This window comes from Pseudomonas sp. LBUM1678 (assembly GCF_059695575.1).
On sequence record NZ_CP166775.1, the window covers coordinates 1 to 14,646 of the forward strand.

The 14,646-nt window shown below is 58.5% G+C and carries 13 protein-coding genes; 7 read left to right on the top strand and 6 right to left on the bottom strand.

Annotation, left to right across the window (positions count from 1 at the left end; genetic code table 11):
• From dnaA to gyrB, 4 genes are read left to right on the top strand one after another with little or no spacing between them, the layout of a single operon-like run.
• Complete coding sequence (gene dnaA, locus ACA070_RS00005; protein WP_497449562.1) at nt 1-1,518, top strand: chromosomal replication initiator protein DnaA; 1,518 nt, start codon at nt 1-3, stop codon at nt 1,516-1,518.
• A 39-nt stretch (nt 1,519-1,557) separates the two neighbouring features.
• Nucleotides 1,558-2,661 carry a DNA polymerase III subunit beta gene (gene dnaN / locus ACA070_RS00010; protein ID WP_497449563.1) on the top strand — a complete coding sequence of 368 codons (1,104 nt, stop codon included), beginning with the start codon at nt 1,558-1,560 and terminating at the stop codon, nt 2,659-2,661.
• Between the two features lie 20 nt (nt 2,662-2,681).
• On the top strand, nt 2,682-3,785 hold the full coding sequence (gene recF, locus ACA070_RS00015; protein WP_497449564.1) for a DNA replication/repair protein RecF: 1,104 nt from the start codon (nt 2,682-2,684) through the stop codon (nt 3,783-3,785).
• Nucleotides 3,786-3,790: 5 nt separating this feature from the next.
• The gene (gene gyrB / locus ACA070_RS00020; protein WP_131059042.1) at nt 3,791-6,214 is read left to right on the top strand and encodes a DNA topoisomerase (ATP-hydrolyzing) subunit B; all 2,424 of its coding nucleotides are present in this window, start codon (nt 3,791-3,793) and stop codon (nt 6,212-6,214) included.
• Nucleotides 6,215-6,502: 288 nt separating this feature from the next.
• On the opposite strand, the gene ACA070_RS00025 is transcribed toward gyrB, so the two are convergent.
• The 4 genes from ACA070_RS00025 to glyQ all read right to left on the bottom strand — a co-directional run bounded on the left by ACA070_RS00025 (nt 6,503) and on the right by glyQ (nt 10,913).
• A complete protein-coding gene (locus ACA070_RS00025) occupies nt 6,503-7,282 on the bottom strand; it encodes a lysophospholipid acyltransferase family protein (RefSeq protein WP_497449565.1) in 780 nt (259 codons plus the stop codon).
• A gap of 82 nt (nt 7,283-7,364) precedes the next feature.
• Nucleotides 7,365-7,904, bottom strand: coding sequence for a D-glycero-beta-D-manno-heptose 1,7-bisphosphate 7-phosphatase (gmhB, locus tag ACA070_RS00030; protein ID WP_497452046.1), 540 nt, complete (start codon nt 7,902-7,904; stop codon nt 7,365-7,367).
• Nucleotides 7,905-7,908: 4 nt separating this feature from the next.
• Nucleotides 7,909-9,963 (bottom strand): glycine--tRNA ligase subunit beta, encoded by a 2,055-nt coding sequence (glyS, locus tag ACA070_RS00035; protein ID WP_497449566.1) that lies wholly within the window; start codon nt 9,961-9,963, stop codon nt 7,909-7,911.
• Nucleotides 9,960-10,913 (bottom strand): glycine--tRNA ligase subunit alpha, encoded by a 954-nt coding sequence (glyQ, locus tag ACA070_RS00040; protein ID WP_008155694.1) that lies wholly within the window; start codon nt 10,911-10,913, stop codon nt 9,960-9,962. Before glyQ ends, glyS begins: the two co-directional genes overlap by 4 nt.
• An 81-nt stretch (nt 10,914-10,994) precedes the next feature.
• Between glyQ and tag the strand changes: the two genes are divergently transcribed.
• From tag to ACA070_RS00055, 3 genes are all read left to right on the top strand, one after another.
• The gene (gene tag / locus ACA070_RS00045; protein WP_462029369.1) at nt 10,995-11,552 is read left to right on the top strand and encodes a DNA-3-methyladenine glycosylase I; all 558 of its coding nucleotides are present in this window, start codon (nt 10,995-10,997) and stop codon (nt 11,550-11,552) included.
• A gap of 40 nt (nt 11,553-11,592) precedes the next feature.
• Nucleotides 11,593-12,480, top strand: a complete 888-nt coding sequence (locus ACA070_RS00050; protein WP_497449567.1) for a lysophospholipid acyltransferase — start codon at nt 11,593-11,595, stop codon at nt 12,478-12,480.
• A 78-nt stretch (nt 12,481-12,558) separates the two neighbouring features.
• Complete coding sequence (locus tag ACA070_RS00055; protein ID WP_094469847.1) at nt 12,559-12,798, top strand: PilZ domain-containing protein; 240 nt, start codon at nt 12,559-12,561, stop codon at nt 12,796-12,798.
• Here ACA070_RS00055 and ACA070_RS00060 read toward each other — a convergent pair whose 3' ends face one another.
• Together ACA070_RS00060 and trkA are read right to left on the bottom strand one after the other, a co-directional pair.
• Nucleotides 12,799-13,113 (bottom strand): tetratricopeptide repeat protein, encoded by a 315-nt coding sequence (locus ACA070_RS00060; protein ID WP_497449568.1) that lies wholly within the window; start codon nt 13,111-13,113, stop codon nt 12,799-12,801.
• Nucleotides 13,114-13,250: 137 nt separating this feature from the next.
• Nucleotides 13,251-14,624 carry a Trk system potassium transporter TrkA gene (gene trkA / locus ACA070_RS00065; protein ID WP_497449569.1) on the bottom strand — a complete coding sequence of 458 codons (1,374 nt, stop codon included), beginning with the start codon at nt 14,622-14,624 and terminating at the stop codon, nt 13,251-13,253.
• Between the last annotated feature and the right edge of the window lie 22 nt (nt 14,625-14,646).

The window sequence follows — 14,646 nt, forward strand, 5'->3', positions numbered from 1 at the left end:
GTGTCAGTGGAACTTTGGCAGCAGTGCGTGGAGCTTTTGCGCGATGAGCTGCCTGCCCAACAATTCAACACTTGGATCCGTCCACTACAGGTCGAAGCCGAAGGCGACGAGTTGCGTGTTTACGCACCGAATCGTTTTGTTCTCGACTGGGTCAACGAAAAGTACCTGGGCCGCGTCCTTGAACTGCTGGATGAGCATGGCAATGGCATGGCGCCTGCGCTCTCCTTATTAATAGGCAGCAAACGCAGTTCGGTACCCCGTGCGGCACCGAATGCACCGTTGGCCGCCGCTGCTTCCCAGGCTCAGGCCGCTCAAGCACCTGTCAGCGCGCCAACACCTGCCGCCGCCCCGCAGACCAAGCGTGCAACGCAAAAGGTTGCCGAAGTCAGTGAAGAGCCGTCTCGCGACAGTTTCGACCCCATGGCCGGGGCCAGTTCTCAACAGGCACCGGTTCGCTCCGAGCAGCGCACGGTGCAGGTCGAAGGCGCGCTCAAACACACCAGTTACCTGAACCGTACCTTCACCTTCGAAAACTTCGTCGAGGGTAAGTCCAACCAACTGGCTCGCGCTGCGGCCTGGCAGGTAGCGGACAACCCGAAGCACGGTTACAACCCGCTCTTCCTTTATGGCGGCGTCGGCTTGGGTAAAACCCACTTGATGCACGCGGTGGGTAACCACCTATTAAAGAAGAACCCGAATGCAAAGGTCGTGTATCTGCATTCCGAGCGCTTCGTGGCCGATATGGTCAAGGCGCTTCAACTGAATGCAATCAACGAGTTCAAGCGCTTCTACCGTTCGGTGGATGCATTGCTGATCGATGACATTCAGTTCTTCGCGCGCAAAGAGCGTTCCCAGGAAGAGTTTTTCCACACCTTCAACGCCCTGCTTGAAGGTGGCCAGCAGGTCATTCTTACCAGTGACCGCTACCCGAAAGAAATTGAAGGCCTCGAAGAACGCCTCAAATCCCGCTTCGGCTGGGGCCTGACGGTTGCCGTCGAGCCGCCGGAGCTGGAAACCCGCGTAGCCATCTTGATGAAAAAGGCCGACCAGGCCAAAGTCGATCTGCCACACGATGCGGCGTTCTTTATTGCCCAGCGTATTCGCTCCAACGTCCGTGAGCTGGAAGGCGCGCTCAAACGCGTCATCGCCCACTCGCACTTCATGGGCCGCGACATCACCATCGAGTTGATTCGCGAATCCCTGAAAGACTTGTTGGCGCTGCAAGACAAACTGGTCTCTGTGGATAACATTCAGCGCACGGTCGCCGAGTACTACAAGATCAAGATCTCCGATCTGCTGTCCAAGCGTCGTTCACGCTCGGTCGCACGTCCGCGTCAGGTTGCAATGGCGTTGTCCAAAGAGTTGACTAACCACAGCCTGCCGGAAATCGGCGATGTGTTTGGCGGCCGTGACCACACTACCGTTTTGCACGCATGCCGCAAGATCAACGAACTTAAGGAATCCGACGCGGACATCCGCGAGGACTACAAGAACCTGCTGCGTACACTGACCACTTGATGAACACCAGCGCAGCTTATTAAGGCAAGGGACTAGACCATGCATTTCACCATTCAACGCGAAGCCCTGTTGAAACCCCTGCAACTGGTCGCAGGCGTCGTCGAGCGCCGACAGACCTTGCCGGTGCTCTCCAACGTGCTGCTGGTTGTCGAAGGCCAGGAGTTGTCGCTGACCGGTACCGACCTGGAAGTCGAGCTGGTCGGTCGTGTGCAACTTGAAGAGCCAGCGGATCCGGGTTCCATCACCGTGCCTGCGCGCAAGCTGATGGACATCTGCAAGAGCTTGCCGAACGATGCGCTGATCGACATCAAGGTCGACGAGCAGAAGCTTGTGGTGAAGGCCGGCCGCAGCCGCTTCACCCTGTCGACCCTGCCGGCCAACGATTTCCCGACAGTTGAAGAAGGCCCTGGCTCGCTGACTTGCAGCCTGGAGCAGAGCAAACTGCGTCGTCTTATTGAACGCACCAGCTTCGCCATGGCCCAGCAGGACGTGCGTTACTACCTCAACGGCATGTTGCTGGAAGTTTCCGAAGGCATCATCCGCGCTGTAGCCACCGACGGTCACCGTCTGGCCATGTGCTCGATGAAGGCCGACATCGGCCAGCCGGATCGCCACCAGGTCATCGTGCCGCGCAAGGGTATCCTTGAGCTCGCGCGTCTGCTGACCGAGCCGGACGGCATCGTCAGCATCGTGCTGGGTCAACACCACATCCGCGCCACTACCGGTGAGTTCACTTTTACTTCGAAGCTGGTCGACGGCAAATTCCCTGACTACGAGCGTGTTCTGCCAAAAGGTGGCGACAAGCTGGTACTCGGCGATCGTCAGGCCCTGCGTGAAGCGTTCAGCCGTACCGCGATTCTGTCCAACGAGAAATACCGCGGTATCCGTCTGCAATTGGCCAACGGTCAGTTGAAGATCCAGGCGAACAACCCGGAGCAGGAAGAAGCTGAAGAGGAAGTAGGCGTTGAGTACAACGGCGGCAATCTGGAAATCGGCTTCAACGTGAGCTATCTGCTCGACGTGCTGGGTGTGATGACCACCGAGCAGGTTCGCCTGATCCTGTCCGACTCCAACAGCAGCGCGCTGGTGCAAGAGTCCGACAACGACGACTCGGCCTACGTTGTTATGCCGATGCGTCTGTAATCATGCTCAGCAGAAGCTAGATGTCCTTAAGTCGCGTCTCGGTCACCGCGGTGCGCAATCTGCACCCGGTGACCTTCTCCCCCTCCCCCCGAATCAATATTCTTTACGGCGCCAACGGCAGCGGCAAAACCAGTGTTCTGGAAGCCATTCACCTGCTGGGGCTTGCCCGTTCGTTTCGTAGCAGCCGGCTGTTGCCCGTCATTCAGTACGAGCAACTGGCTTGCACGGTGTTTGGGCAGGTTGAATTGGCCGAAGGTGGCCACAGCGCTTTGGGGATATCTCGCGACCGGCAAGGTGAGTTCCAGATTCGCATCGACGGCCAGAACGCCCGCAGCGCCGCGCAACTGGCAGAGATTCTGCCGCTTCAGTTGATTAACCCGGACAGCTTCCGCTTGCTGGAAGGCGCGCCGAAAATTCGTCGGCAGTTTCTCGACTGGGGTGTGTTCCACGTGGAACCGCGATTCATGTCCACTTGGCAACGCTTGCAGAAGGCCCTGCGCCAGAGAAACTCTTGGCTGCGGCATGGTACACTTGACGCCGTTTCGCAAGCGGTTTGGGACAGGGAACTGTGCCAGTCCAGCGCTGAAATAGATGAATACCGCCGCGCTTACATCAAAGCCTTGAAACCAGTCTTTGAACAGACCTTGAGCGAACTGGTTGAGCTCGAGGGCTTAACGCTTAGCTATTACCGCGGTTGGGACAAGGACCGGGAGCTGAGTGCAGTGCTCGCCGGGTCCCTTCAGCGGGATCAGCAAATGGGTCATACCCAGGCCGGACCACAACGTGCTGATTTGCGTCTTAGATTGGGCGCACATAACGCCGCGGACATCTTGTCTCGTGGACAGCAAAAGTTGGTGGTCTGTGCATTGCGGATTGCCCAAGGGCACCTGGTGAGCCAGGCCCGACGCGGCCAGTGTATTTATCTGGTGGATGACCTGCCGTCCGAACTGGACGAGCACCACCGTCGCGCGCTTTGCCGCTTGCTGGAAGACTTACGCTGCCAGGTGTTCATCACCTGTGTAGATCACGAATTATTGAGGGAAAGCTGGCAGACGGAAACGCCAGTCGCCCTGTTCCACGTGGAACAGGGCCGTATCACCCAGACCCACGACCATCGGGAGTGAAGGCATTGAGCGAAGAAAATACGAATACCTACGACTCAACGAGCATTAAAGTGCTGAAAGGCCTGGATGCCGTACGCAAACGTCCCGGTATGTACATTGGTGACACCGACGATGGCAGCGGTCTGCACCACATGGTCTTCGAGGTAGTCGACAACTCCATCGATGAAGCGCTCGCTGGCCACTGCGACGACATCAGCATCATCATTCACCCGGATGAATCCATCACCGTTCGCGACAACGGTCGTGGCATCCCGGTCGACGTGCACAAAGAAGAAGGCGTTTCGGCAGCAGAGGTCATCATGACCGTGCTGCACGCCGGCGGTAAGTTCGACGACAACTCCTACAAAGTATCCGGCGGTCTGCACGGTGTAGGTGTATCGGTTGTTAACGCCCTGTCCGAAGAGCTGGTCCTGACCGTTCGCCGCAGTGGCAAGATCTGGGAACAGACTTACATTCACGGTGTTCCGAAAGAACCGATGAAAATCGTCGGCGAGAGCGAAACCACTGGTACCCAGATCCACTTCAAACCGTCTGACCTGACCTTCAAGAACATCCACTTCAGCTGGGACATCCTGGCCAAGCGGATTCGTGAACTGTCCTTCCTCAACTCCGGTGTCGGTATCGTCCTCAAGGATGAACGCAGCGGCAAGGAAGAGTTGTTCAAGTATGAAGGTGGCCTGCGTGCGTTCGTTGAGTACCTGAACACCAACAAGACTCCGGTCAACCAGGTGTTCCACTTCAACATCCAGCGCGAAGACGGCATCGGCGTGGAAATCGCCCTGCAGTGGAACGACAGCTTCAACGAGAACCTGTTGTGCTTCACCAACAACATTCCGCAGCGCGACGGCGGTACTCACTTGGTGGGTTTCCGTTCCGCACTGACGCGTAACCTCAACACCTACATCGAAGCAGAAGGTCTGGCGAAGAAGCATAAAGTCGCCACCACCGGTGACGATGCCCGTGAAGGCCTGACCGCGATCATTTCGGTAAAAGTGCCGGATCCAAAGTTCAGCTCCCAGACCAAAGACAAGCTGGTATCTTCCGAAGTGAAGACCGCGGTCGAGCAGGAAATGGGCAAGTACTTCTCCGACTTCCTGCTGGAAAACCCGAACGAAGCCAAACTGGTCGTCGGCAAGATGATCGACGCGGCACGCGCTCGTGAAGCGGCGCGTAAAGCCCGTGAGATGACCCGTCGCAAAGGCGCGCTGGATATCGCCGGCCTGCCGGGCAAACTGGCTGACTGCCAGGAAAAAGACCCTGCCCTGTCCGAACTCTACCTCGTGGAAGGTGACTCTGCTGGCGGCTCCGCCAAGCAGGGACGTAACCGCCGCACCCAGGCCATCCTGCCGCTCAAGGGCAAGATCCTGAACGTCGAGAAGGCGCGCTTCGACAAGATGATCTCTTCCCAGGAAGTGGGCACCTTGATCACCGCGCTGGGCTGCGGCATCGGCCGTGACGAATACAACATCGATAAGCTGCGGTATCACAACATCATCATCATGACCGATGCTGACGTCGACGGTTCGCACATCCGGACCCTGCTGCTGACCTTCTTCTTCCGTCAGTTGCCGGAGTTGATCGAGCGCGGCTACATCTACATCGCGCAACCGCCGCTGTACAAGGTCAAGAAAGGCAAGCAAGAGCAATACATCAAAGACGACGACGCCATGGAAGAGTACATGACGCAGTCGGCCCTGGAAGATGCGAGCCTGCACCTGAACGAAGAAGCCCCGGGTATCTCCGGAGAAGCGCTCGAGCGTCTGGTGAATGACTTCCGTCTGGTGATGAAGACCCTCAAGCGTCTGTCGCGCCTGTACCCACAGGAACTGACCGAGCACTTCATTTACCTGCCAGCCGTCAGCCTGGAGCAATTGTCCGATCACGCAGCGATGCAGGCCTGGATGGCCCAATACGAAGTTCGCCTGCGCACTGTCGAGAAGTCAGGTCTGGTTTACAAAGCCAGCCTGCGTGAAGACCGTGAACGTAACGTCTGGCTGCCAGAGGTCGAATTGATCTCCCACGGTCTGTCGAACTACGTCACCTTCAACCGCGACTTCTTCGGCAGCAACGATTACAAAACCGTTGTCTCCCTGGGCGCTCAACTGAGCACCTTGCTGGACGACGGCGCGTACATCCAGCGTGGCGAGCGCAAGAAGCCGGTGACCGAGTTCAAGGAAGCCCTTGAATGGCTCATGGCTGAAAGCACCAAGCGTCACACCATCCAGCGGTACAAAGGTCTGGGTGAAATGAACCCGGATCAGCTATGGGAAACCACCATGGACCCAAGCCAGCGCCGGATGCTCAAAGTGACCATCGAAGACGCCATTGGCGCAGACCAGATCTTCAACACCCTGATGGGTGATGCGGTCGAACCTCGCCGTGACTTCATCGAAAGCAACGCCCTGGCGGTTTCCAACCTGGACTTCTGATCCCGCGGACCTGCCAAACGAAAAAGGCCAACGCTCAGCGTTGGCCTTTTTTTATTGTCCGTGTATTAGCTCTGAAGCAGTTAACCCCTGCTGTTGTTCAACGCATGAAACACAGCAATCCCAGGCATAAAAAAACCGGCTATATCAGCCGGTTTTTTTGCGCCCGAAAAAAACTTATGCACCATTTCCCGAGTTTTATGAGTTTAAGAAATATGTATATAAATCATAAAGATAAAATCAAAAAACGTTAGTTTTCAGTAAAACGGTACACAGGTTATCCACAGAATCTCAGACAGCTATCTGATCACTGGCAGTCGGCGCTTGCGGAGCGGGTGGAATCGAGCCCATTTCCCGTTGCATCTGCTCGTTCCAACTCTGCACCCGGTCATTCAGTTCGGCAATGGCGCGCGGCCCGCTGCCCTCGGCGTACATAGGCTCTCCGATGATCACGGTGATGACGCCCTGCTTCTTCGCCCAACCTGATTTCGGCCAGAACTTGCCGGCATTGTGCGCAATCGGTAGCACTGGAAGTGCGGCGTTGACCGCCAACGCGGTGCCACCGCGTGAGAACTTGCCGATGGTGCCATAAGGAACGCGAGTCCCTTCAGGGAAGATCAGCACCCAGACGCCATCCTTCAGCAGTTCATGGCCCTTTTTCGCCACATGCTTGAGCGCGGCTTTCGGATTGTCGCGGTCGATGGCGATCGGTCGCAGCATGGCCATGGCCCAGCCGAAGAACGGCACAAACAGCAATGAGCGCTTGAGCACTTGGCTCAACGGCTCGAAGTAGGCGGAGAGGAAGAATGTCTCCCAAGTGCTCTGGTGGTTCGACTGGATCACGCAAGGCTGGTCAGGCACGTTCTCGGCGCCCTTCACTTCATAGCTGATGCCCAGGAACACTTTGCTCAGCCACAAGGCGCAGCGACACCAGTACACGTTGATGAAGCGATAGCGTGCCTTGAATGGCAAAAACGGCGCGATAAAAAAGCTCAGGCTGCACCAAAGCAAAGAGCTGGTGCCCAGCAACAGATAAAAGAGGAACGTTCTGATGGCCTGCAGTATCGACATGGTGACGTTTACCGTGCGGGCTCTGCCCGTCTATTTAAAGCGCACCCCCGATCAATCCTTGGCCAGGAATATCAGAAGCACTCTAATTGTGGATAAGTTCTGCGGCAATCGCCGCCAGATCGTCAAAAATCAAGGTGCCCACCGGTAGGGTCTTGCCCAAAGTCTTTTCGCCTTTCCCGGTCTTTACCAAAACTGGCTGAGAATCGACGGCTTTTGCGGCTTCCAGGTCACCAAGACTGTCGCCGATGAACCATAAACCAGTCAGCGACACGTCGTAATGCGCGGCGATGGTTTTCAACATCCCGGGTTTTGGCTTGCGGCAATCGCAGCCGTCGTCCGGCCCGTGCGGGCAGTAGACGATCAGCCCGACCTCGCCGCCCTGCTCCGCCACTAATGAGCGCAAGCGCTCGTGCATGGCGTCCAGGGTGGCGATGTCGTAATAGCCGCGAGCGATGCCCGACTGGTTGGTGGCGACCGCCACCGTCCAGCCGGACTTGCTCAACTGCGCGATGGCTTCGATCGAACCGGGGAGCGGAATCCACTCCTCCACCGACTTGATGTAAGCGTCGGAGTCGAAATTGATCACCCCGTCCCGATCGAGAATCAGCAGTTTCAACAGCAGCCCCTCAGCCCAGCATCGAAATGTCGGCGACGCCGAGGAACAGCCCACGCAGACGCGCCAGCAATGCATAACGGTTGGCGCGGACCTTGGCGTCTTCAGCGTTGACCATTACCGCTTCGAAGAACGCATCCACCGGCTCGCGCAAGGCAGCCAGACGTGCCAGGGATTCGCTGTACTGACGCGCAGCGGCCATCGGCTGTACAGCCTGGTCAGCCTGCTGGATCGCCGAGTACAGGGAGAACTCGTTGGCGTTGTCGAAGTACTTGGCTTCCACGACCGATGGAACAGAGCCTTCGACCTTGCTCAGCAAGTTCGAAACACGTTTGTTCACCGCGGCCAGGGCTGCGGCTTCCGGCAATTTGCGGAAGGCTTCCACCGCTTGTACGCGCTGGTCGAAGTCCAGGGCAGAACCTGGCTTCAGGGCACGGACCGACAAGTAAGTCCCGACATCCACGCCTTCGTCTTCGTAACGCGCACGCAGGCGGTCGAAGATGAATTCCAGCACCGAGTCATTCAGGCCAGCAGCTTTCACTTTGGCACCGAACGCATTCACGGCGAACGCCACGGCGTCGTTCAGGTCGAGGTCGAGCTTCTTGTCGATCAGGATGCGCAACACGCCGAGTGCAGCACGGCGCAAGGCATACGGGTCTTTGCTACCGGTAGGCAACATGCCGATGCCGAAAATGCCCACCAGCGTGTCGAGCTTGTCGGCGATCGCCACGGCCGCACCGGTCAGGGTGGTCGGCAGTTCAGCACCGGCACCGCGCGGCATGTACTGCTCGTTCAGCGCCAGTGCGACTTCTTCCGGCTCGCCGTCGTTGAGGGCGTAGTAGTAACCGGCGACGCCTTGCATCTCCGGGAACTCACCGACCATCTCGGTCGCCAGGTCGCATTTGGACAGCAGGCCGGCACGGGAAGCCCAGGCTGCGTTGCCGCCAATGCGTTGCGCAATGAACGCGGCGAGTTTGGAAACGCGCTCGGCCTTGTCGTAGACGCTGCCGAGTTTTTCCTGGAACACCACGTTCTGCAGGCGCAGGTTGAAGTCTTCGAGTTTCTGCTTCTTGTCTTGCTTGAAGAAGAACTCGGCGTCGGTCAGGCGTGGGCGAACCACTTTCTCGTTACCGGCGATGATTTGCTGCGGGTCTTTGCTTTCGATGTTGGCCACGGTAATGAAACGTGGCAGCAACTTGCCGTCGGCATCCAGCAGGCAGAAGTACTTCTGGTTGTCCTGCATGGTGGTGATCAGGGCTTCTTGCGGCACGTCGAGGAAACGTTCCTCGAACGAGCACACCAGCGGCACCGGCCATTCAACCAGCGCGGTCACTTCGTCGAGCAAGGCAGGAGGAACGATCGCAGTACCTTCCTGCATCGTCGCCAGCTCTTCAGTGCGCTTGCTGATCAGCTCGCGACGCTCGTTGGCGTCGGCCAGTACGTAGGCGGCACGCAGGTCGCTCAGGTAGTTGGCCGGCGAAGTGATGCGCACGCTTTCCGGATGATGGAAGCGGTGACCGCGGGAGTCACGGCCAGACTTTTGGGCGAGGATCGTGCAATCGATGACCTGGTCACCGAGCAGCATCACCAGCCACTGGGTCGGGCGAACGAATTCTTCCTTGCGAGCACCCCAGCGCATGCGCTTGGGGATTGGCAGGTCGTTCAGCGAATCTTCAACGATGGTCGGCAGCAGGCTCGCGGTCGGTTTGCCGGCGATGCTTTGGCTGTAGCGCAGTTTCGGACCGCTCTGATCGATTTCGCTCAGGTCGACGCCGCACTTCTTGGCGAAGCCCAGTGCCGCTTGAGTCGGGTTGCCTTCGGCATCGAACGCGGCCTGACGTGGCGGGCCGTCGAGGTTGATGCTGCGATCCGGCTGATGGGTAGCCAGCGAGGTGATCAGCACAGCCAGGCGACGTGGCGCGGCGTAGACGGTTTTGGTCTCGTAGTTCAGGCCAGCAGCTTGCAGGCCCTTGTCGATACCGGCCAGGAACGCGTCGGCCAGGGTGTTCAGGGCTTTGGGTGGCAGTTCTTCGGTGCCCAGTTCAACCAGAAAATCTTGAGCACTCATTGTGCAGCCTCCAGCTTGGCCAGTACTTCATCACGCAGGTCCGGGGTCGCCATCGGGAAGCCCAGCTTGGCGCGAGCCAGCAGGTAGGCTTGCGCAACGGAACGCGCCAGGGTGCGCACACGCAGGATGTATTGCTGACGCGCAGTCACCGAAATCGCCCGGCGTGCATCCAGCAGGTTGAAGGTATGGGAGGCCTTCAACACCATTTCGTAGCTCGGCAACGGCAGCGGCTGGTCAAGTTCGATCAGGCGCTTGGCTTCGCTTTCGTAGAAGTCGAACAGTTCGAACAGCTTCTCGACGTTGGCGTGTTCGAAGTTGTAGGTCGACTGCTCCACTTCGTTCTGGTGGAACACGTCGCCGTAGGTGACCTTGCCCATCGGGCCGTCAGCCCAGACAAGGTCGTAAACCGAGTCCACGCCTTGCAGGTACATGGCCAGACGCTCGAGACCGTAGGTGATCTCGCCGGTCACCGGGTAGCACTCGATGCCGCCCGCTTGCTGGAAGTAGGTGAACTGGGTCACTTCCATGCCGTTGAGCCAGACTTCCCAGCCCAGACCCCAGGCGCCCAGTGTTGGCGATTCCCAGTTGTCTTCGACGAAGCGAATGTCGTGGACCAACGGGTCCAGGCCGACGTGTTTGAGGGAGCCCAGGTACAGTTCCTGGAAGTTGTCCGGGTTCGGCTTCAGGACTACCTGGAACTGGTAGTAGTGCTGCAGACGGTTCGGGTTTTCGCCGTAGCGGCCGTCAGTCGGGCGACGACTGGGCTGCACATAAGCGGCGTTCCAGGTTTCCGGGCCAATGGCGCGCAGGAATGTAGCGGTGTGGAAAGTGCCGGCGCCTACTTCCATATCGTAGGGCTGAAGTACCACACAACCTTGCTCGGCCCAGTATTGCTGGAGGGCGAGGATCAAGTCTTGGAAGGTACGCACGGCTGGCGTAGGCTGGCTCACGAAATTCACCTGTTTCTTGGGCTGCGATTTAAAGAGCGGGAGTATACCCGATTCGGTCCTGCGCACGCCCCCTGGAGCCTTATGCCACGCTGCTTTTGGTGTTCCGAAGATCCGCTGTACATGGCTTATCACGATCAGGAGTGGGGTACGCCGCTACGCGATGCGCAGGGATTGTTCGAGTTGCTTTTGCTCGAAGGGTTCCAGGCCGGCCTTTCCTGGATCACCGTGCTGCGTAAACGTGAGCGATATCGCGAGGTGTTGTTCGGTTTCGACGTACAACGGGTGGCGCAAATGAGCGACGCGGAAATCGATGAATTGATGCTCGATCCGGGCATCATTCGCAATCGCCTCAAACTCAATGCGGCCCGCCGCAACGCCCAGGCCTGGCTGGCGCTGGAGGACCCGGTAGCGTTTCTCTGGTCCTTCGTTGGCGGCACGCCTGTGATCAATCATTTCAAGGATCGCACCGAGGTGCCGGCGGTCACGCCGGTCGCGGTGGAGATGAGCAAAGGCCTGAAAAAGGCTGGCTTCACGTTCGTCGGTCCGACCATTTGCTACGCGCTGATGCAGGCCTCGGGCATGGTCATGGACCACACCCGGGATTGCGATCGCTACGCGACACTGGCGAACGGCGGTTAGAATAGCCGCCTCGCGCACAGCACAAGATCAGGAGTGACCTGTGGATAAGTTTAAAGGCGCCTTGCTGGTAGGCGCTCTGAGGCTGTTTGCCCTGCTCCCGTGGCGGGCAGTGCAGGCAGTAGGCTCGGCCATCGGCTGGGTGATGTGGAAAACCCCCAACCGTTCCCGCGATGTGGTGCGGATCAACTTGGCCAAGTGCTTCCCGGACATGGACCCGGCTGAACGCGAGCGTCTGGTCGGCCAGAGCCTGAGCGACATCGGCAAGTCCCTGACCGAAAGCGCCTGCGCCTGGATCTGGCCGGCCCAGCGCTCCATCGACCTGGTGCGTGAAGTCGAAGGTCTCGACGTATTAAAGGACGCCCTCGCCTCCGGCAAAGGTGTGGTCGGTATCACCAGCCACCTGGGCAACTGGGAGGTGTTGAACCACTTCTATTGCAACCAGTGCAAACCGATCATTTTCTATCGCCCGCCGAAGCTGAAGGCTGTGGATGATTTGCTGCGCAAACAGCGCGTGCAACTGGGCAACCGCGTGGCCGCTTCTACCAAGGAAGGCATCCTCAGCGTCATCAAGGAAGTGCGCAAAGGTGGTGCAGTGGGCATTCCCGCTGACCCGGAACCGTCCGAATCCGCCGGGATTTTCGTGCCGTTCTTCGCCACCCAGGCGCTGACCAGCAAGTTCGTACCGAACATGCTGGCCGGCGGCAAAGCCGTCGGCGTGTTTCTGCATGCGCTGCGGTTGCCGGACGGTTCGGGGTACAAAGTGATCCTCGAAGCCGCGCCAGAGGCCATGTACAGCACCGATACCGAAACGTCCTGCGCGGCCATGAGCCAGGTTGTCGAGCGTTATGTGCGGGCGTATCCGAGCCAGTACATGTGGAGCATGAAACGCTTCAAGAAGCGTCCACCGGGCGAAGAACGCTGGTATTGAGTTGATTGGCATGATCTGTGGATAACCCAAACCTGTAGGAGCGAAGTTATCCACAATTGTTCAAAAAGGGCGCAAAAGATGTCCGAACACCGCAAATCGTTTCGCATCAAGATCACTCACGAAAGCTTCGGCGAATGCCTCGGCCAGACCCGCAACCTCTCAACCACGGGTGTCTACGTCAAGCATCCGGGCTTGTCGTCGTTGCCTAAAGGCGCGGTGGTTTATGGACAGGTGCAGGACTTGCCCACAGGTGCGCCGCGAGTGCGCATGGAAGTGGTGCTGGTCGATGCCGATGGCATTGGCCTGCGCTACCTCTGATCAGTGCGCCTGACGCTCAAGCTTTTTCAAAAACACCGTCATCTCTTTCTCTGCCTGCTTGTCGCCATGGGCGCGGGCGGCTTCCAGGCCCTGTTCCCACGCCTGACGGGCAGCCGCAAAGTCTGCCAGCGCCAGATGGGCCTTGCCTAACAGCTTCCAGGCCGCCGAATACTTTGGATCGAATTCGACGCAGCGCTGGAAATGCTCGGCAGCTTTGGCGTTGTCCCCAAGGTCCAGATAGCCCTTGCCGAGGCCAAAGCGCAGCAGTGAGTTATCCACACCCTTGGCGAGCATTTTTTCCAGGGACTCGAGCATCGGGCAACACCTTTGTTTATGTGTGGAGTTCGGAATTGCCTTCGCGGGCAAGCCTCGCTCCTACAAGTAATATGGAAATCCCTGTAGGAGCGAGGCTTGCCCGCGAAGAGGCCAGTCCGGGCGCCCCAAATTACGGATCAGAAGAAGCTGAGACCCACATGGAACAACTTCTCCACATCCCGAATATGCTTTTTATCCACAAGGAACAGAATCACATGATCGCCCGCCGCGATCACCGTGTTGTCGTGAGCAATGATCACTTCCTCATCACGAATGATCGCGCCAATCGTCGTGCCCGGCGGCAAACCGATGTTCTCGATAGCCTTGCCAATCACCTTGCTCGACTTCTCATCGCCATGGGCAATTGCCTCGATGGCCTCCGCCGCGCCGCGCCGCAATGAGTGCACGCTGACGATATCGCCGCGTCGCACGTGGGCCAGCAGCGTGCCGATCGTCGCCAATTGCGGGCTGATGGCGATGTCGATATCGCCGCCCTGGATCAAATCAACGTAAGCCGGGTTGTTGATGATCGTCATCACCTTCTTCGCGCCTAGGCGCTTGGCCAGCAGCGAGGACATAATGTTGGCTTCGTCATCGTTGGTCAGGGCCAGGAAGATATCCGCGTCGGCAATGTTCTCTTCCATCAGCAAGTCGCGGTCGGAGGCACTGCCCTGCAACACCACGGTGCTGTCGAGGGTGTCCGAGAGATGACGGCAGCGGGCCGGGTTCATCTCGATGATCTTCACCTGGTAACGGCTTTCGATTGCTTCGGCCAGACGCTCTCCGATCTGCCCGCCACCGGCGATGACGATGCGCTTGTAGGTTTCATCCAGGCGGCGCATTTCGCTCATCACTGCGCGAATATTCGCCTTGGCAGCGATGAAGAATACTTCGTCATCGGCCTCGATCACCGTATCGCCCTGGGGCAGGATCGGCCGATCACGGCGGAAAATCGCGGCGACACGGGTTTCAACGTTGGGCATGTGTTCACGCAACTGGCGCAGTTGCTGGCCCACCAATGGCCCGCCGTAGTAAGCCTTCACTGCCACGAGTTGTGCTTTGCCTTCGGCGAAGTCGATCACCTGCAACGCGCCCGGATGCTGGATCAGGCGCTTGATGTAATTGGTCACCACTTGTTCCGGGCTGATCAGCACGTCCACCGGAATCGCTTCGTTATCGAACAGCTCGGAGCGCGTCAGGTACGCGGCTTCGCGAACCCGGGCGATCTTGGTCGGGGTATGGAACAGGGTGTGGGCAACCTGACAGGCCACCATGTTGGTTTCGTCGCTGTTGGTTACGGCTACCAGCATATCGGCATCGTCCGCGCCGGCCTGGCGCAGCACCGTCGGCAGTGAGCCACGGCCCTGCACGGTGCGGATATCCAGCCGATCACCGAGGTCGCGCAGGCGTTCGCTGTCGGTGTCGACCACAGTAATGTCGTTGGCCTCGCTGGCCAGATGTTCCGCCAGCGAACCGCCGACCTGCCCTGCGCCGAGGATGATGATTTTCATCCAGTCACTCCCTTAAAAACCA

Excerpts from the sequence above, each read along its gene's own strand:
- dnaN (WP_497449563.1), top strand. The coding sequence starts at position 1,558 with ATGCATTTCACCATTCAACGCGAAGCCCTGTTGAAACCCCTGCAACTG.
- recF (WP_497449564.1), top strand. The coding sequence starts at position 2,682 with ATGTCCTTAAGTCGCGTCTCGGTCACCGCGGTGCGCAATCTGCACCCG.
- ACA070_RS00025 (WP_497449565.1), bottom strand. The coding sequence starts at position 7,282 with ATGTCGATACTGCAGGCCATCAGAACGTTCCTCTTTTATCTGTTGCTG.
- glyS (WP_497449566.1), bottom strand. The coding sequence starts at position 9,963 with ATGAGTGCTCAAGATTTTCTGGTTGAACTGGGCACCGAAGAACTGCCA.
- tag (WP_462029369.1), top strand. The coding sequence starts at position 10,995 with ATGCCACGCTGCTTTTGGTGTTCCGAAGATCCGCTGTACATGGCTTAT.
- ACA070_RS00055 (WP_094469847.1), top strand. The coding sequence starts at position 12,559 with ATGTCCGAACACCGCAAATCGTTTCGCATCAAGATCACTCACGAAAGC.
- ACA070_RS00060 (WP_497449568.1), bottom strand. The coding sequence starts at position 13,113 with ATGCTCGAGTCCCTGGAAAAAATGCTCGCCAAGGGTGTGGATAACTCA.
- trkA (WP_497449569.1), bottom strand. The coding sequence starts at position 14,624 with ATGAAAATCATCATCCTCGGCGCAGGGCAGGTCGGCGGTTCGCTGGCG.